We start from the raw sequence: 17,793 nt of genomic DNA, 5'->3' as shown, positions 1-17,793 counted from the left end.
TCGTCGGCCTTTTTCACGCAGTCGTAAAAGCTGTCGTTGAGGTCGCCCGCGCTTGCGTAATACACGCCGTGCTCGCTATCAAGCACCGTCTGGATCGAAAAAACGTCGATGTGCGCAAGAACTTTCATCGCGTCGATCATATCCTCGTGCACTGGGTTGCCCTCTAGTCGCAGAGCTTGCGCGTCGGCGCTAAGAGCTAGTTTATGGTTTTGCGTGATGCTCTCATAAGACGCGGTGCCCGGCAAAAAGGCCTTTCTTCCGCCGGTGTAGCCCGCAAAATAGTGCGGCTCGACCGAGCCTATGACGATTACCTTTTTGGCTTCTGCCACGATTTTGTTTAGATACATCTGCGTGCCGTTTTTGCTCTCGCCTAAAAAGACCATCTCGTCGTGCTTGGAGTCGTGATCGTGAACTTCGCCTTTAGCGCTGATCTCCGCGTAAATTTCTTTGCCGAAGATCATCTCGTATTCTTCCTGCGTGCCCTCTCTATGGCAGCCCGTGGCGATGATGAAAATTTTATTTTTCTCGCGGATTTTCGGATAAATTTGCTTTAAAATTTTTGCCGTCGGCGTAGGTCTGGTGCCGTCGTTTACGATGACTACGATCTTTTCATCGCCTGCGATAAACTCGTCAAAGCTTTTTTGATTTATCGGATTTGCCAGAGCCTTTGCGATGAGCGCCGTTTCGTCAAATTTAGCCACGGGGTTTGGATCGAAAACGCCGAGCAAATTTTTCTCGTTTATCTCTAAGCTTAGATGATCATCTTTGCCGTATGCGATAGGGATTTGCATATCTGCCTCCTATGTGGAATTTGGTGGGATTATAACGTAAATTTTATTTAAAACGAATTAGCCTAGAGCGGGTTATGAACGGAATTTAGAAAGCTTTAGAATTTAAAAATTTAGAGCATTTAAAATTTCAAAATTTTATAAAATTTTAAAAAGCCGCTGGGATTTAAAATTTAAAGCTCGCGAGCCGTCTGCCCGCGAGCGTATAGCTATTATAAATAGCCGTAAATATGAGCGAAGATAAAGCCCATCGCGCATGAAGTAAGAACGCCTATTAGCCCAGGGAAAATGAAGCTGTGGTTGATGACGAATTTACCGATGTGCGTAGTACCAGAGCGGTCGAACTGGATCGCCGCAAGATCGCTCGGATAGGTAGGTAGGATATAGTATCCGTAGCAAGCCGGTGCAAACGCAATAATAAGGCCCGGATCGATACCGATGCTAACCGCTAGCGGTACAAAAGTAGCAACCGCTGCCGCTTGAGAGTTAAGGAATTTACTAATTAAAAGCGAAACGATGACATACGTCCACGGATAGGCCTTAACGACCTCGCCAAGGGATGCTTTAAGCATTTCGATATGAGCAGTAAACATAGTCTCCGCCATCCATGAAATTCCATAAATGGCTACGAGCGCGATCATACCGCTATGAAAAATTTCGTTTTTAGCGATATTGCCCGCTTTAATACCCGAAGCGATCATCATGATGGATGCTGCAAGAAGCATGAAAATTTGAATGGTTAAGACCATATTTAAATTTGTGGTCTTTTTCATAGTATCTTTTACGACAATGCTTGCGTTTGTGATGCTCTCGCTCTTATCGCCTGTCGTAATTACTACATTTCCGTCTTGAGCGACGATGCTTTGAGCTAGCTTTTTATCTTTGTCGTAAATTTCGACGCTATTAAATTTCGTCGCATCCTTAGCCTTAGACTCTTTGACGTTTGAGACGACCTTGCCACCGTCTACCATGGAGATGACCTGACCATCTTTGATCGTGATATTTTTGACCGTTTTTTTATCGACGATGATCTCTACGGATTTGCCAGGAACATTTTTAGTCCACGCAGGGCGCAAGCTTTTTTCGTAACCCAAAACCGCAACTAGCGCAATAGTGGCTAAGAAAATCCACATGCAGATCCACTTAATCCTAGGAAGCTTTTGACCTAGCAAGGTCGTGCTTTCGCCGTAGATATATTTTTTCTGCTCTGGATCTTTGATCTTTTCTTGGAATTCCGGATCTTTATCCAGATCTTTACCTCTAAAAATCGACCACGTTCCGATCGCAAGCATACCGATGAAAGTAGAAGGGATAGTGAGTTTTAGCAGATCCAAATACGTACTAAAGCCCTCTATATGCACGCCTTGACCTAGCAAGATCGCGACCATAGAAACGCCCGCAACCGAAACGGGGCTGGCGATGATAGCAAGCTGCGAGGAGATCGTAGAAGCAGCCATCGGGCGCTCAGGGCGAATTCCATTTTTAATAGCTACGTCATAGATGATCGGAAGCAGCGTATAGACGGTGTGTCCCGTTCCGCATAAGATTGTAAGCGTCCACGCAACAGTTGGAGCGATGATACAAACCATCTTTGGATGCTTACGAAGCAATTTCTCCGCTATTTGAAGCATTACGTCAAGTCCTCCCGTAGCCTGTAGCGTTGCACTTGCTACGACGACTGCGAGGATAGTTAAAATAACGTCCACTGCCGGCTTACCCGGCTCTAATCTAAATCCAAACACTAAGATCACTAAGCCTATACCGCCTAGAATTCCCAGCGCCATACCGCCTTTTTTAGCACCATAAAATAAACAGCCCAAGACTATAATGAGCTGCAAAAAGAATTGAGTGCTTTCAGACAAACTTGTCAGAAACTCCATAGTTTCTCCTTTAGTAAAATTTAAAACAAACTTTGGCGATTATACTAACTTTTTATTTAAACAAAATTAAAGGAGCGTTGCGAATTTTAAAAATCTGTCAAAATAAAAATTTACTGAAATTATAATTTTAAAGCGGAATTTATATAGCAAAAATGCGAAAAATAAAATTTCACTTAGAGCTGTTTTTATATCTTAGAATTTTGCAACTTTTAAGAAAACTTAGAATTTCATTATAGCTCAAGCTTTAAACCGATTTTTAAGCCTTGGAGGAGTATCATTCCGCAAAGAGCGGATTAAGATGAATTTTATAAAATTTTATATTGCCTTTTTGATTTGTTTATCGCAGATGGCGGCAGCTGGCAGCTTTGATCTAAACGCCACGCTGCGTCTGGGCGCATTCGACGCAAGCTCGCACCGACTGCTTTTATGCGGCAGTGGCGGCGAGCTTAGGATGTTTGATGCTGCTAAATGGAATGTGGAGTTCGCACAAAAATACAGCGATAACGAAATTGCGGCTCTAAATTTTAAAAACGGCAAAATTTATCTAGCTTGGGGCGGAGCCGAAATCGCGGTACTAAACGACAGATTAAAGTTTTTACGCGCGCTTAAGACGGGGCGTAGCGGCACGGCCCAAATAGATGCGATCTATGCCGCAAAAGACGCGATTTACGCGGTAGTAGATAAGAATCAACTAATAAGATTAGACGAGGACTCTGATAACAGCGCGGATGGCGGCTACGCCCCAGGCGAGAATTCCACCGCAAACGGGCAATCTTTAAATAAAAATTCCGCCCCCGACGGGCTGCGCGGAATTTCGTTTCATTACGGCAGGATCAATGCCGTTAGCCTGGGCGCTAACGGGCTTTGCGTCGCAAGCTGGAACGGCGCAGCCTGTTTTAGTGCAGATCTCGTCGCGACTAAATTTAGCGGCATCGATACAGCGCCTAATCGCGCCGCGCAGGGAGAGCTTGGTAGCGTGAAATTTAAAGATGCGGAATTTAATAATGCGAAAAGCGCGCAAGGCTCCGAGCCAAACGAAACGAAAGCTGGCGGCGCAAAGAGCGCGGAATTTCAAAGCTTAGAATTCAAAGGCGCAAAATTTCAAGACGAGGGGCTTAAAACTCAAAGCGAAATTTCAGCCGAAGCTGGCGATAAAAATTTAAGCGGCTCTATCACTACTGCGCTTGCAGACTGCGATGGGACGCTATTTATAGGCGATATAGAGGGGGATTTTATAAATTTAAAAAGCGGCGAGCGCAAAAGCGTGGGCTCTTGGATCAAATCCATCGTGTGCGCCCGCGGCACGCAGTTTATCGCTACTAAAGATAAAATTTACGAAAATCAAAAAGCAGGATTAAAGGAGGTTGTGGATTTAAAAAGCGAATTTTTAGCGATGTACGCAGACGGGGAAGCGATCCTCGTAGTCAGCAAATCAGGCAAAATTTTAAAATTCTAAGAAAGGATTAGTATGTTAAAAAGTTTCAAACCCGTGCTTTTGGGCTCGGTTTTGTTCGCCGCAAGCGCCCTGTGTGCCGCAGATAGCGACTTAGAGCGCGTGATGAAAGAACGAAATTTAAGCGAAAAAGACGTTTTGGCGGCGGCTAAGACCTATCAGCCGACCGGTAGGAAGGACGATTATATGGCCTTCTCTTCCGGCGGTCAAAGCGGACAGGTGCTCGTTTACGGCGTGCCGTCGATGAGGATCTACAAATATATCGGCGTATTTACCCCGGAGCCTTGGCAGGGATACGGCTTTGACGAGGAGAGTAAAGCGGTCTTAAGATCGGGCTCCATTAACGGCAAAGAGATCAACTGGGGCGATACTCACCATCCAAATTTCAGCGAAAAAAACGGCGAGTATGTGGGCGATTATCTTTTTATCAACGATAAGGCGAACCCAAGAATCGCGGTTATAAATTTATCCGATTTCGAAACTACTCAAATAGTCGTAAATCCCGTAATCAAAAGCGATCACGGTGGCTCTTTCGTAACGCCTAATACCGAATACGTCATCGAAACCAGCCAATACGCAGCCCCTTTCGATAACGACTGGCACCCGATCGAAGAGTATCAGGCGGTTTATCGCGGCGCGGTAACGCTATGGAAATTTGACTACGATAAAGGCAAAATCGACGTAAATAAATCCTTTTCTCTAGAGCTTCCTCCATATATGCAAGATCTAAGTGACGCAGGTAAGGGTGAGAGCTTCGGCTGGGCGTTTACCAACAGCTTCAACTCCGAAATGTACACAGGCGGCATCGAAAAGGGTCTGCCTCCTATGGAAGCCGGTATGAGCCGCAACGATACTGACTACTTGCACGTTTATAACTGGCAAATTCTAGAAAAACTTGCTCAAGACAGCAAAAACTACAAGGTCGTAAACGGACACAGAATCGTTACGATAGACGCCGCCGTAAAAGCAGGAGCGCTATTTTTGATCCCTGAAGCCAAATCTCCTCACGGCGTTGACGTTAGCCCTGATGGTCGCTATATCATCATCGGCGGCAAACTAGATACTCACGCTAGCGTTTATGATTTCAAAAAGATTAAAGAGCTAATTGATAAGAAAGAATACGCGGGCAAGGATCCATACGGAATTCCGATCCTAGATATGCAAAAGACGCTTCACGGACAAGCAGAGCTTGGTCTTGGACCTTTGCATAACACCTTCGATTCGCAAGACGGCGTAATCTATACATCGCTTTACGTCGATAGCCAGATCGTAAAATGGAACTACAAGACGCTAAAGGTTTTAGATAGGATCAACGTTCACTACAATATCGGACACCTTGATTCTATGGAGGGCAAATCCTCAAAACCGGTCGGCAAATACGTGATCGCGCTGGATAAACTTTCGATCGATAGATTTAATCCTATCGGACCGCTTCATCCGCAAAATCACCAGCTGATCGACATTACAGGACCTAAAATGGAGATGCTCTACGATCTTCCTATCGGTCTAGGCGAGCCGCACGACGTAGTTTCTATCGCAGCTAGCAAGCTTCATACGAAACCTACCTATACTATGGGAACGAACTCTCGTACCGGCAAGCAGCACCCTGCTATGACGCTAGCGGGTCAGGAGCGCATCGAGCGCGACGGCAAAAACGTAAAAGTCTATGCTACAGCGATCCGCAGCCATATTAATCCTGAGCACATCGAGGTTAATAAGGACGATAACGTAACGATCTATATGACAAATTTAGAGCGTGCCGAGGACGAAACTCACGGCTTTACGGTTGATGATTACGATTTGCATATGTCGCTTGAGCCAGGTAAGACTGCGAGCGTAAATTTCATCGCAGATAAAGAGGGCGTATTTCCTTTCTACTGCACGGAATTCTGCTCTGCGCTGCACCTTGAGATGTTCGGCTACCTCTACGTAAAAGATCCGAACAAAAAATATGAATCGGCCAAAGCATCTATGCTAAAAGCTCTTAGCCCAGAAGCTCTAAAAGCCGAATACGACAAGGTAGTAGCTACGAATAAAGCCACCGACGACGTTATCCAATCAGTCGTTAAATTCTTAAAAGAGAAAAACTACGAGAAATATCCTAAGGTCAAGGCTTTAGTCGATGACGCGCTGGATCAATACGGCAAAATTCCTGAGACCAAAGCTAAAGCCGATGCCGCGGTAAAAGCCGGCGATATGAACGGCGCGATACTTTGGGAAGGTCAAGTTTGGCAGTATCTAGTAAAAACCGCAGATGTCGGACTTCGCGCTAAAAATAACCTAATCCGCGAGCTCTCCACTCCTATGAGCGAGGCTGCATCTAACGGCGAGAAGGCTTACCTACGCGGAGGCTGCAACGGCTGCCACGTCATCGGTCAAGTAAGCTCTGGTCCTGATCTAACGGGCGTCCTACTTCGCCACGAAAACGGCGAGAAGTGGGTTGCCGATTTCATCAAAGACCCGGCTAAATTCTATGAAGACGACTACGTCAAGGCTATGATAAATTACTTCAACCTCCGTATGCCTAATCAGCATATGAAAGACGAAGAGATCAAAGATATCATCGAATACCTAAAATGGGTCGATGAGAACGCGGGTCTTAATTAGCCCCACTCTCCCCCGCAAGGGGGAGAATTTAAAGGAGATGAAATGCCAAAGTATAAAATTTACGCGATTTTAGCGCTGCTTATTATGACGGTCGCTTTTACCATCCCTACGCTCGGATTTTTCAAAGTCCAAGGCAAAATCGTATCGGGGCAGGTTAGCAGCGTCTCGCAGCTACCTGCATACTCCGCGCCGATATGGAATTTATACACGAAAGCCTCGTATAAAAACCATCTAATCCCTAGCGATGTTAAAAACGATCTGGGCGCGATGATAGAGCATAAATTTGAAGTGGGCGCTCCTAGCATTCCCGTGTGGAAAATTTCGCTCGAAGCGCCAAACTATCCGAAGGAGGCCTTCCCCGATGGAATTCCACTTTACGTCCACGTTGACGGCTTTAGCGGCGATGTCGGCGAGATGAATACCCTAAACCACTATATCGGAATGTATCCCGTCTGGCGCGGCGGCACGCTCGAGCACTCGCTATCGCCGTATTATCTCATAATCGCGACGATCGGCATGCTTGCGTTTTTGTACTACGACGGCAAGGGGCAGACCCTGCTTATGATCCTGCCGATCATTGCGCCACTTATTTTCATCGGCTGCTACGTGGGCTGGCTGTATTGGTTCGGGCACAACCTGCAAGACTGGGGCGCGTTTAAAATAAAGCCTTTCATGCCTACAGCATTTGGCGACGGCAGCGTGGCGCATTTTACTACCCATTCATATCCGGCTCTTGGCTTTTGGCTGATGCTGGCCCTATCGCTGCTATCGGCGTTAGCATTACTATCTAAGAAAAAATTCCTACGAGAGCATAGATGAGGCTTTTGCTTCTAGCATTCTCGCTCGCGCTAAGCTTAGGCGCGGGCGAGCTTCAAGACGCGATCGATAGCGCAAAAGCGGGCGATATTATAGAACTAGCCGCGGGCGAGTACCACGGCAATATTTTAATCGATAAACCCCTTACTATCGACGGACTAGACCGCTCCGCCGTGATCATAGGCGATCGCAACGGAACGGTCATCCGCGTCCGCTCTCCGCATGTTACAATCAAGAATTTAACAATTCAAAATGGAGGCTTCGAGCATCTTAGCGAAGATGCGGGGATCAACATAAGCGACGTAAACAGCGTAATCATAAAAAATAATCTCATCAAAGACGTGCTCTATGGCGTCGTGCTAAGCAAGGCAAATGACGTAACGATCGAGGGCAACGAAATTTCAAGCAATACCTACCGCACGAGTTTCAAAGGCGACGGCATCAAGCTTTGGTATTCCAATGCCAATAAAATTTTAAATAACGACGTCCACAACGTCCGCGACACTGTTTTTTACTTCTCTAATGGCAATCTCGTCGCGGGCAATAAAGGCCATAGCTGTCGCTATTCGCTGCACTTTATGAACTCCGGGCATAACGTCGTAGAGGATAACTACTACGACGGCAATAGCGTGGGATTATTTTTTATGTTTTCAAGCGATAATATAGCCAGGCGCAATGTCGTGCGCAATGCAGACGGCGCTTACGGCGTAGGCATCGGTATGAAGGATAGCTCAAATTTCAGGGTTACGGATAATAAAGTCGTTTACAATGCCCGCGGATTTTATCTGGATCAATCCCCCTATCAACCGGGCTCGCTTAACGTTTTTGAAAACAACGATATCGAATACAACAGTATCGGCGTGCAATTCCACGCCACGCAGCTAAAAAGCGTATTTAAAAACAATAAATTTAAAGGCAATATGGAGATCGTGCTAAACGATACGCCCCAATCCAAGCTCTTGCAAAACGAATGGAGTGGCAACTACTTCGACGATTACGACGGATTTGATCGCGATGGCGACGGCTACGGCGACGTTAGCTACAGCTCATACGCCTACGCGGATAGGCTTTGGGCGCATAAACCGAGCGTGCGGTTTTTTTACGGCTCCAGCGGGATCGCGCTTTTAAATTTCATCTCCAAGCTCGCTCCGTTTTCAGAGCCTGAGCTACTGCTAAAAGATCCAAAACCTAGGATGAGGCAATGATAAAGAATAGACGCGAAGCGATAAAACTACTCGGCGGAGCGCTCGGAGTACTCGGGGCAGCGAACTTATTTGCGGATGAGAATTCCACAAATTCCGTAAATTTTACGGGCGGCGAAGCGCAGAATTCCGGCGCGTCAAATTCCGTAAATTCTGCGGGGCAAAATTCCGCGCCGAATTCCATAAAGCAAAATTCCGCAAAAAATTCTAGCGGAGATTCCGCCTCTTTATATCTACGCCCGCCGGGGGCGCTAGCAGAGCGCGGCTTTCGCAGTAGCTGTATCAAGTGCGGTCAATGCGTGCAGGTCTGCCCCTATCACAGCATCTATCTGCTCGATATTACGCATCTTTTTGACATCGGCACCCCAATCATCGACGCCAAAGAGCGAGGCTGCTATCTTTGCGGCGCGCTTCCTTGCGTGCTCGCCTGTCCAAGCGGCGCGCTCAGCCACGAAATGAACGAGCCTAAAAAGGTTGCGATGGGTATCGCCGTGATTGAAAATTTAGACGCCTGTTTGGCGTATCGCGGACAGGTTTTAAAACAGGACGATCTGCGCCTAAAGCCCGCCAAGACCGAGCAGGAGCGCGAGCTAAACTCAGCGCTGGCAGCCAAAGAGGGCAAACTCTGCGATCTATGCGCGTCGCTGTGCCCTTACCCGCAGCCGCTTGATGCCATAGCTATGATAAAAGCGGGCGCGCATTTCGCCCCGCAGATCCGCAGCGCTTGCGTCGGCTGCGGCGCGTGCGCAGAGCTCTGCCCGGCGCGTATCATCGAGATAATCCCGCGGGCGGATTACAAATCAATCTATGAAGGAAAACAATGAAAAACTCCATTAAATTCTACCTCTGCTCGCTAGCTGTGGCGCTTTTGCTATGCGGCTGCGGAGATGACGGCGATTCAGGCTCTGCCGCGACAAGCTCCGCAGGGCAAAATTCCGTCTCGCAAAATTCTGTAAGTTCAAATTCTACGCCGCAGAGCGTGGAACAAAATCACGCTGCCAAGCCTCGCATAAGCGTCAAAAGCGGCGAAGCGCCCAAGAAGGACGATAAGTTCGTAAGCTACGATTTTTACGGCGAGCGAAAGGTAAATTTTAATCTAAACGGCGACGTGAACGAAACGACCAAAAATATCGTGGCGTATTCAAGCATCAGAAATCAATATGAAAAGCTAAATTTCGACCTGATGAAAAAACGGCTCGGGCACGATTTTATCCTGCGCTGCTCGGCGTGCCACGACGACTACGCCAACGGCATCATCGGTCCGTCGCTTCTGGATAAAACCGACGCGCAGATCGTGGATATGATTAAAAAGTATAAATTCAAAGAAAAGCCTAATCCTCTTATGGTGCAGCTCGTAAACGGCATGAGCGAGCAGCAGATAGAGACGATGGCGAAAGAAATTTACGAGTTCAACCGACAATTTAAGGAGCAGAAATGAAACCGGGCAAAATTTTAGCTTTGATTTTAGGCGTCGCGCTGATCGCGCTGATGATCTTTATGGCTAGTTCGGACGATTCTAGCGCGCCGCAGCAAGAAGTCAAGCCGCAAACGCAAGCCAAGCCCGCACCGCAGAGCAAAAGCGTCGATCTTATCGATGATAAGGACGTGAAAAATATTAAAATTTTACAGCAGAGCGTCAAAGAGCGCGATTTCAAGGTTAGTAGCTCCTATCTGGTAAGCTGCGCGCCCTGCCACGGCGATGACGGACGCGGCAAGATCGCTCCGCCGATCGGAGGCAAGAGCAAGGATCAAATTTTAGCAAGCCTCAAAGATTATAAAGCGGGTAAGATCAAAAACAGCCTAATGAGCGGGCTTTTAACCAACGTAAGCGACGAGAGCCTAGATAAGCTCGCGGATGAAATTTCAAAATTTAAAGAGTAGCTCTTGGATAAATATAATTCGCGATGCACGATCAAAAATACGAGCTTTTTCTCGACCTTCGCGCTTAAAAATAAAAGCGGCAAATGGCGCCCCAGCATTCGGGCTCTGCGCTACGCTACGGTATTTTTGGTGCATCTACTTTTCGTGCTTTCCTTTCGCGCGGATATTCAAATTTTAGAGGGCGACATCAGCGGCTCGCGGATACTTGGCTTTCACCTAGCAGATCCTTTCGCGACTCTTGAGGTGATCGCCGCGCACAAGGATCTGCCGATAAATCTGCTCATCGGCTCGGGCACCATTTTGCTGTTTTACTTCATCGCGGGCGGCAAGGCATTTTGCTCGTGGATCTGCCCTTACGGAGCGCTTAGTGAGATCGGCGAGAAGCTGCATAATACGCTAATTTCAAAGCACGTCATCAAGGAGCGCGCCCTGCCTCGCGGTATGCGATATGCGATCTGGGCGCTGTTTTTGCTGCTAAGCGCGATTACGGATCTACTCGTTTTTGAAATTTTTAACGTAGTTGGAATTTTATCGCGCCTCATCATCTACGGCTTCTCGCTGGCTGGGCTTTGGATCGTTTTTGTGTTTTTGCTCGAAGTGTTTTTTAGCAGGCGAGCATGGTGCACTCATCTATGCCCGCTAGGCAGCACCTATTCGCTTGCGGCCAAAGCAAGCCTTAGCAAGATTACTTGGGATAAGAACAGATGCGATCACTGCGGCGTTTGCCAAGACGTCTGCTTCGTCTCGCACGTGTTAGACATCACCAAAAAAAAGGCATCCGAAAACCTAGGTGATAAGAGCAAATTTATGCTAAAAGGGATCGACTGCACGCTGTGCGGACGCTGTATCGACGTATGTCACCAAGACGCACTGAGTATCGGCAATAAGCTAAAAGATATGATCTAAGGAAGCCTATGATAGAGATTAAAAACGTAAGCAAGAAATTCGCAGATCAATTCGTTTTAAAAGATATCGATCTAAATATCGATGATGGCGAGCAAGTGCTTTTCGTCGGGCAAAACGGCGCGGGCAAAAGCTCGCTGATGCGGACTATTTTAGGCGAATACATACCCACAAGCGGCAGCGTAGCTATCGACGGATTTGATTCGTTTAAGCAGCGCAGCCGCGCACTACGCGGTATCAGCTTCGTGCCGCAAACTCCGCCGCCGCTTAAGCTAAGCCTAAATGAGCTCATCTATTTCGCCGAGCGCACAGCCGACGCAAGCAGAGCAGGCATCGTAAAATTTTGCGACGAAATGGAGCTTGATCTAAGTTTAAATTTAAACAAGCCTTTCCATAAGCTATCCGGCGGTATGAAGCAGAAATTTTTAATCGCACTAGCATTCGGCAGAGCTAGCAAGGCGATGATTTTCGACGAGCCGACAGCCAATCTCGATCCGAGCGCGCGCGAGCATTTTAAGACGCTTTTGCACAACCACGCAAAAGATAAGAGCTTGATCTTTATCTCGCACAGGCTCGAGGAAGTGGGAGGACTGGTAAAAAGAATGATTTGTATGGATCTAGGGAGGATCGTAGATGACAAAAATGTTTAAATTTTTACTTTGCGCACTTGCGGCGCTTACGTTTTTAGGCTGCGGCGACGAGAAAGACTACGGCAACGTCCACTACGACAGAGACGTATGCGAGCATTGCCAGATGGCGATCAGCGATAATCGCTTCAGCGTCGATGTACGCGTGGACGGCAAAAACCACTACTTTGACGACATCGGCTGCTTAGTGGATTTTATGGTTACCAACGACAAGCTAAACTGGCTGAAGGACGCCAAAATTTACATCAACGACGCTAGCGGCAACGGCGAGTTTATCGACGCACGCACGGCGCACTTTTATCGCGGTTTTAAAACCCCTATGTCGTTTGGCTGGGGCGCGTTTAAAAACAAGCAAGAGGGCAAGCAAGACTTCAGCTTCGATCAGGTAGTCGCGGCGCTTAAAGCAGGCGGCGGCTCGCACGGCATGGGGATGGGCGATATGGGTCGCGATGCGCACGGCGATATGGGAAGCATGCACGACCATGGCGATATGGGCAGCATGAAAGATCCTCACTCCGCAGAGCACGGCACAAGCGAGCCAAAGCACGATATGAGCGGTATGGAGCACACTTACGGCTCAGATCATGGCATGGGCGGCGATGCGGGCAGCACGACGCACTCTCAAGGCGCGCCGCACGATATGGGGCAGATGCACGAAAGTAACGACACTGCGCACGATATGCCTTCGGGGCACGCGCATTAAGGACGTTTTAGCTAAGGCGAAATTTTAAACGGCCTATGTTTTGCGCTAAATTTAAAGCGTAAAATTTCAGCGTGCCTCCCGTGCCGCCATCGATGAGATAAAATTTTACTTTGCAGCGTCGTGAATGACGGATAATAGGCGACACTGAACGACGCGCTGTTTGCAAGCGCCGCAAGGGAGCCGTAAATTTAAAATTTATGCGCGAGGCGCAGTCGCAGGCGGCGGATAAAATTTCGCCGCCTGTTTAAACGCTAGACGGGCGAAATTTAAGGCTATAAATCCGCGCCGCAAAACGAGGCTAAAATTTAAAGACGAGCGCATTTAAGCCGCGCGAGCAATCTAAATTTAAAAAGCGCACCGAGGCGCAATAAAGGAAAAGAATGAAAAATTTACTCACCATCGCCGCTTTGGACATCAAAGAGTCCTTTCGCTCGCGCTGGTTTTTGCTCTATCTGCTGATCTTTAGCGGGCTCGTGGCGGCGTTTTTCATCACGGGGGTGACCGACTCGCGCGTGCTCGGTTTTAGCGGGCTTTCGCGACTGCTGCTGCTGTTTATTCAGATCTGCATCATCATCCTGCCCGTCTTCGTGCTCGTAACCACCAGCAAGGCGATCCTAGCCGATCGCGACCTAAACATCCTCGAATACCTGCTAAGCTTTCCGATCTCGCAGGCGCAGTATTACTACGGCAAGGCGCTAGGACGGCTATTTGGAGTGTTCGTGCCGATATTTTTGTCGCTGCTGCTTGCGATCGTTTGGGGCGCGATCAAGGGCACGGGCATTCCGTGGGCGATCTGCCTGCTTTATACGGGGCTGCTTTTTAGCTTGTGCGCGGCATTTTTGGGGATCGCGTTTTTGATCTGCGCCGTCTCAAAAAGCCAAGAAATGGGGCTTGGGCTCGCATTTTTCGTCTGGCTTTTCTGCCTTGCGTTTTTGGATCTCGTGCTGATCGGACTGCTCGCAAAAACGGGCGTAAACGAAAATCTGATCTTTGCAATCGCCCTAGCAAACCCGATGGAGGACTTCCGCATCGCCGCTATTAGCCTGTTTGATCCCGATCTTGCAGTCATCGGCACGACGGCGTATTTCATCCTAGATCACTTCGGGCGCGGGCCTTTCATCGCCTTTTCGCTACTCTACCCGATCGCCCTCGGTGCAGCGAGCCTCGTTTTGGGCTATTTTATCTTTAGATCGAAGGATTTGGCATGAAATTTCCACTCATTTTGGCGGCATTTATAGCGCTTTGCGGCGCAGCTGAGATACAAAATTCCGCGGCGCAAAGCCCTAGCTCGGCGCAGAATTTAGGCGCATCAGATAAGACAGGCTCTGATTCGACGCAGAATTCTAAAAGCATGCGCGATCTTGCGTGGCTAAAAGACGTAAATCTCACCTGCGCCAAATACGGCATCGATACTAGCGCGCATCCGGAATTTCGCGCTTACGCAAGGCTCAAAGACGGTAGCGCGCTCGCGTTTGCTTCGCCCAAGGCGATGTTTGCGTATTTTTTCGAGGGTGAGAGCTCGGGCGCAAATTTTAGCGGAGCTTCCACTGGAGCGAATTCTGAGAGCAAAAATCCTGCTAGCAGCAATTTAGTCGAGGCAAATTCCGCTAACGCGAATTCCCGCAAGGTAAATTCCACCGATGCGAATTTCGGCGGTGCGGAGCTTTATGTCACCGATTACGCAAGCGGCGAAATTTTGCGGGCACAGGACGCGTTTTATGTATTCGGCAGCGTGCTGCAAAGCGCCAGAGGCGACGATCTCATTACATTTGCGAGATTGCGCGACGCGCAAGACTTCATGCGCGAGAAAAAGGGGCATAAAATTTTGCAGTTTCGAGAAATCTCCGCCAAGCTGATCGATTATCTAAGATGATCGAGCCGCTTGGCAAAATTTAAATCCAGCTATTTTAGTATATTTTATTCATAAAATTTTATCTTTTATTTTAGTGCGCTATTAAGGGAATTTAAAGCAATTAAAAAATACAATCACGTTAAATTTTATCTATAAGAATTAGATAGTGTATTCTTTTAGTATATTTATCGAGGACTGCATTCTCGCTTATTTTTAAAATAAATTTTAAGGAGACGTCATGGCAAATGACAAAATCGCAAAACAAAAAGGCTCGCATAAGAAGGCTTCGACGGATGAAAATTCTGCTGCGAATACGGGAGAAAATTCCGCCGCAGACGCGCCCAAAAGCTCCGCTGCGTCTGTTTTTGGTAACAGCGCAAATAGCGCTCAAAATTCCGCTGCAAATTCTACGACTTCCGCCTCACATGCTCGCGACAAAATTTCTAAAAATCGCGCCGCAGGTGAGAATTCCTGCGACGAGTGCGATTGCGAAGCCAAAAATTCCGCACCGAGTTACGATGATAGCGCAAGCTCTGCTTCAAGCACGAACTTTGCGGCACGCTCAAGCGCTCAAAGCGCAAGCAACGCTCAAAATTCCGCGATAGGCTCTACGACAAATTCCATGGCTGATTCTTTGACAAATTCCATCTCAAATCCTGCGAAGAGCCCAAGCAGCGAAGACCACTTCTCTTGCTCGCACGAACATAGCGATAGCTCCGCAATCCACTCGCATCTACACGACGAAGATCTTGCGACCCACCCACACGATCAAGAAGAAAACCTCGCAGCTTATTTGCACGAATACGGCGCAAATTCTGCGGCGTCTTCGCATGAGCGCGACGAGGATTCCGCCATCAGCTCGCACGAGCACGATAAACATTGCCATGATCACAAGCCCCACTCTCATCGCGCGATTATCGGATTTGACGAGCACGGCATCCCAAAAGTTTTAGTGCCCGCAGAGGCTAGTCCGCACCCCCATAAAGACGCGCAGGGCAATCTTTTCGAGCATTTTCACGAGGCGGAATTTACGGCGGATTATATGAAGGCGGTGCTTGAATACAAAAAGACCTTCCCCACAAAACAAGAAGTACTTGAGAAAACCCCTGATCCCGCCGTGCGCGAAATGATGCTTAGGATGGAGCAGATCGGCGTAGATACGGCGTTTGATCGTTTCGATAAACAGATGCCGATGTGTAGCTATGGGCTTACCGGAGTATGCTGTAAGATCTGCAATATGGGACCTTGCAAAATTACTAAAAAGGCCGATCGCGGCACTTGCGGTGCAGACGCCGATCTCATCGTGTCGCGCAACCTACTGCGCTAAGTAGCTGCGGGCGTAGCTCAACACGGCGCGCACGCCAGAGAGCTTTTATTATCGTTAAAATGGGCGGCGCAGGGGAAATTAGATCTGCCCATAATAGGCGAATACAAAATCATCAATACCGCCAAAGCCTTTGGAATTCCAACTGAAGGCAGAGAGTTAAAAGAGGTAGCGATTGAGCTTGCCGATACACTTTTAACAGATCTTTCGCAAAGCAGCGGCGAGTATAAAACCATCACTGCGCTCGCACCCAAGGAGCGTCAAGAGGTATGGCGCAAGCTGGATATCTTGCCGATTAGTGCGTATAACGAAGTCTTTGAGGCATATCACCGAACGGGTGTAGGCACGGACGGAGACTGGCGCAGCGTGATGCAGCATCTTTTGCGCTGTGGGCTTGCTTTTACATTTACTGGCGTAGTAGCTGCAAATATCGCTACGGATGCGCTATTTGGCGTAGGAGATCGCGTAACTTCTAAAAGCAATATGGGCGCACTCAAAAAAGGCTGGGTCAATATCGCCGTGCACGGACATCTGCCGACATTAGTAAGCCTAATAGTGGAGATCGGAAATTCTAAGGAGTACCAAGACAAGGCTCGCGCAATAGGAGCGCAGGGTATCGCATTTTACGGCGTGTGCTGTTCAGGACTATCGGCGATGTATCGCAATTGGGGCGTCGTACCGCTCTCAAACGCCGTAACTGCCGAACTCGTCATAGGCACGGGCGCGCTTGATCTGTGGGTTGCCGATGTACAAGATGTCTATCCTGCGATCATGGATGTGGCTAACTGCTTCCAGACCAAGGTCGTTACCACAAGCTCATCAGCTAGGCTTCCCGGAGCCGAACATATCGGCTACGATCATCACCATAGCAATATCGCCGAGACTAGGAATTTAGCACGTAAAATTCTAGACCGCGCATTGCAATCTCACGAAAAGCGCAAGGGGCTGCCGGTATATATTCCGCCGTACGAAGTCGAGGCCGAAGTGGGCTTTTCGGTAGAATTCGTCCATAAGCACTACGGCGGCATGGAGCCGTTAGCGCACGCGCTAAAAAGCGGTGAAATTTTAGGCATCGTAAATATGGTCGGCTGCACCAATCCTAAAGTGCCTTATGAGCGCGCTATCATAGATGTCGCACAAACCCTAATCGAAAATAACGTCCTAATCCTAACCAACGGCTGCGCGTCGTTCCCGCTAATGAAGCTGGGCTTTTGCCAAAAAAGCGCGTATAAAAAAGCAGGCGCGTCGCTGCGGGCGTTTTTAGAAAAAGACGAGCTTCCGCCGGTATGGCATGTGGGCGAGTGTATCGATAATACCCGCTCCAGCGGAATTTTCGCAGGTATCGCAGGAGTGCTAGGCAAAAATCTCTACGAGCTGCCGCTTGCCTTCACCTCTCCTGAGTGGGCGAACGAAAAGGGCGTCGATGCCTCGCTCGGATTCCGCCTGATGGGCATCGACTCGTATCACTGCGTCGAGTATCAAATCCACGGCTCCGCAAATGTCATACACTTTTTCAAAGAGGGCACCAGGCGAGCGCTTGGCTCTGTGATGCACGTAGATACCGATCCGGTCGCACTTGCGCTAAAAATGGTAAGCGATATGCGCTTAAAGCGTAAAGCTCTAGGCTGGCAGTAGCGACGAACGGATTCATTTCGCATCGCATTTTAAAGCGATGCGAAATTTCATGATAAAATTTAACCTCTCGCGGGCAAATAAAATCCCGCGTCCAAACGGCAA

The 17,793-nt window shown here is 48.3% G+C and carries 14 protein-coding genes and 1 pseudogene; 13 read left to right on the top strand and 2 right to left on the bottom strand.

Annotated elements, in window-relative coordinates:
- Both larA and Q0256_RS04485 read right to left on the bottom strand, forming a co-directional pair.
- The coding region (larA, locus tag Q0256_RS04490) for a nickel-dependent lactate racemase (RefSeq protein ID WP_297960445.1) at positions 1 to 791 on the bottom strand (791 nt) is incomplete at its 3' end.
- A gap of 209 nt (positions 792 to 1,000) precedes the next feature.
- Positions 1,001 to 2,668: an anaerobic C4-dicarboxylate transporter gene (locus tag Q0256_RS04485; protein ID WP_297960442.1), complete on the bottom strand. Its 1,668-nt coding sequence runs from the start codon at positions 2,666 to 2,668 to the stop codon at positions 1,001 to 1,003.
- A gap of 298 nt (positions 2,669 to 2,966) precedes the next feature.
- Between Q0256_RS04485 and Q0256_RS04480 the strand changes: the two genes are divergently transcribed.
- The 13 genes and pseudogenes from Q0256_RS04480 (at position 2,967) to Q0256_RS11600 (ending at position 17,691) form a co-directional block, all read left to right on the top strand.
- On the top strand, positions 2,967 to 4,124 hold the full coding sequence (locus Q0256_RS04480) for a hypothetical protein (protein ID WP_297960439.1): 1,158 nt from the start codon (positions 2,967 to 2,969) through the stop codon (positions 4,122 to 4,124).
- Between the two features lie 12 nt (positions 4,125 to 4,136).
- On the top strand, positions 4,137 to 6,728 hold the full coding sequence (nosZ, locus tag Q0256_RS04475) for a Sec-dependent nitrous-oxide reductase (RefSeq protein WP_297960437.1): 2,592 nt from the start codon (positions 4,137 to 4,139) through the stop codon (positions 6,726 to 6,728).
- Between the two features lie 42 nt (positions 6,729 to 6,770).
- Positions 6,771 to 7,547, top strand: coding sequence for a cytochrome C (locus Q0256_RS04470; protein WP_297960435.1), 777 nt, complete (start codon positions 6,771 to 6,773; stop codon positions 7,545 to 7,547).
- Positions 7,544 to 8,749 (top strand): nitrous oxide reductase family maturation protein NosD, encoded by a 1,206-nt coding sequence (locus Q0256_RS04465; protein WP_297960432.1) that lies wholly within the window; start codon positions 7,544 to 7,546, stop codon positions 8,747 to 8,749. Before Q0256_RS04470 ends, Q0256_RS04465 begins: the two co-directional genes overlap by 4 nt.
- Positions 8,746 to 9,570 carry a 4Fe-4S dicluster domain-containing protein gene (locus tag Q0256_RS04460; protein ID WP_297960429.1) on the top strand — a complete coding sequence of 275 codons (825 nt, stop codon included), beginning with the start codon at positions 8,746 to 8,748 and terminating at the stop codon, positions 9,568 to 9,570. Before Q0256_RS04465 ends, Q0256_RS04460 begins: the two co-directional genes overlap by 4 nt.
- Positions 9,567 to 10,184 carry a hypothetical protein gene (locus tag Q0256_RS04455; protein WP_297960426.1) on the top strand — a complete coding sequence of 206 codons (618 nt, stop codon included), beginning with the start codon at positions 9,567 to 9,569 and terminating at the stop codon, positions 10,182 to 10,184. The genes Q0256_RS04460 and Q0256_RS04455 overlap by 4 nt, the downstream gene beginning before the upstream one ends.
- A complete protein-coding gene (locus Q0256_RS04450; RefSeq protein WP_297960423.1) occupies positions 10,181 to 10,627 on the top strand; it encodes a cytochrome C in 447 nt (148 codons plus the stop codon). The genes Q0256_RS04455 and Q0256_RS04450 overlap by 4 nt, the downstream gene beginning before the upstream one ends.
- Before the next feature lie 3 nt (positions 10,628 to 10,630).
- A complete protein-coding gene (locus Q0256_RS04445) occupies positions 10,631 to 11,533 on the top strand; it encodes a NapH/MauN family ferredoxin-type protein (protein ID WP_297960420.1) in 903 nt (300 codons plus the stop codon).
- A gap of 8 nt (positions 11,534 to 11,541) precedes the next feature.
- A complete protein-coding gene (locus Q0256_RS04440; protein WP_297960417.1) occupies positions 11,542 to 12,180 on the top strand; it encodes an ABC transporter ATP-binding protein in 639 nt (212 codons plus the stop codon).
- The gene (locus Q0256_RS04435) at positions 12,164 to 12,880 is read left to right on the top strand and encodes a hypothetical protein (RefSeq protein ID WP_297960415.1); all 717 of its coding nucleotides are present in this window, start codon (positions 12,164 to 12,166) and stop codon (positions 12,878 to 12,880) included. Before Q0256_RS04440 ends, Q0256_RS04435 begins: the two co-directional genes overlap by 17 nt.
- A 380-nt stretch (positions 12,881 to 13,260) precedes the next feature.
- Positions 13,261 to 14,088 (top strand): ABC transporter permease subunit, encoded by an 828-nt coding sequence (locus tag Q0256_RS04430; RefSeq protein WP_297960412.1) that lies wholly within the window; start codon positions 13,261 to 13,263, stop codon positions 14,086 to 14,088.
- On the top strand, positions 14,085 to 14,753 hold the full coding sequence (locus Q0256_RS04425; protein ID WP_297960409.1) for a nitrous oxide reductase accessory protein NosL: 669 nt from the start codon (positions 14,085 to 14,087) through the stop codon (positions 14,751 to 14,753). The genes Q0256_RS04430 and Q0256_RS04425 overlap by 4 nt, the downstream gene beginning before the upstream one ends.
- A gap of 217 nt (positions 14,754 to 14,970) precedes the next feature.
- Positions 14,971 to 17,691, top strand: a pseudogene (locus Q0256_RS11600) (carbon monoxide dehydrogenase).
- Positions 17,692 to 17,793 lie beyond the last annotated feature (102 nt).

The organism is uncultured Campylobacter sp., from assembly GCF_937949835.1.
In the GTDB taxonomy this organism is placed as follows: Bacteria; Campylobacterota; Campylobacteria; order Campylobacterales; family Campylobacteraceae; genus Campylobacter_B.
This window is presented reverse-complemented; position numbering and strand designations above follow the sequence as displayed.

Excerpts from the sequence above, each read along its gene's own strand:
- Q0256_RS04485 (WP_297960442.1), bottom strand. The coding sequence starts at position 2,668 with ATGGAGTTTCTGACAAGTTTGTCTGAAAGCACTCAATTCTTTTTGCAG.
- Q0256_RS04480 (WP_297960439.1), top strand. The coding sequence starts at position 2,967 with ATGAATTTTATAAAATTTTATATTGCCTTTTTGATTTGTTTATCGCAG.
- nosZ (WP_297960437.1), top strand. The coding sequence starts at position 4,137 with ATGTTAAAAAGTTTCAAACCCGTGCTTTTGGGCTCGGTTTTGTTCGCC.
- Q0256_RS04470 (WP_297960435.1), top strand. The coding sequence starts at position 6,771 with ATGCCAAAGTATAAAATTTACGCGATTTTAGCGCTGCTTATTATGACG.
- Q0256_RS04465 (WP_297960432.1), top strand. The coding sequence starts at position 7,544 with ATGAGGCTTTTGCTTCTAGCATTCTCGCTCGCGCTAAGCTTAGGCGCG.
- Q0256_RS04460 (WP_297960429.1), top strand. The coding sequence starts at position 8,746 with ATGATAAAGAATAGACGCGAAGCGATAAAACTACTCGGCGGAGCGCTC.
- Q0256_RS04455 (WP_297960426.1), top strand. The coding sequence starts at position 9,567 with ATGAAAAACTCCATTAAATTCTACCTCTGCTCGCTAGCTGTGGCGCTT.
- Q0256_RS04450 (WP_297960423.1), top strand. The coding sequence starts at position 10,181 with ATGAAACCGGGCAAAATTTTAGCTTTGATTTTAGGCGTCGCGCTGATC.
- Q0256_RS04440 (WP_297960417.1), top strand. The coding sequence starts at position 11,542 with ATGATAGAGATTAAAAACGTAAGCAAGAAATTCGCAGATCAATTCGTT.
- Q0256_RS04435 (WP_297960415.1), top strand. The coding sequence starts at position 12,164 with ATGACAAAAATGTTTAAATTTTTACTTTGCGCACTTGCGGCGCTTACG.
- Q0256_RS04430 (WP_297960412.1), top strand. The coding sequence starts at position 13,261 with ATGAAAAATTTACTCACCATCGCCGCTTTGGACATCAAAGAGTCCTTT.
- Q0256_RS04425 (WP_297960409.1), top strand. The coding sequence starts at position 14,085 with ATGAAATTTCCACTCATTTTGGCGGCATTTATAGCGCTTTGCGGCGCA.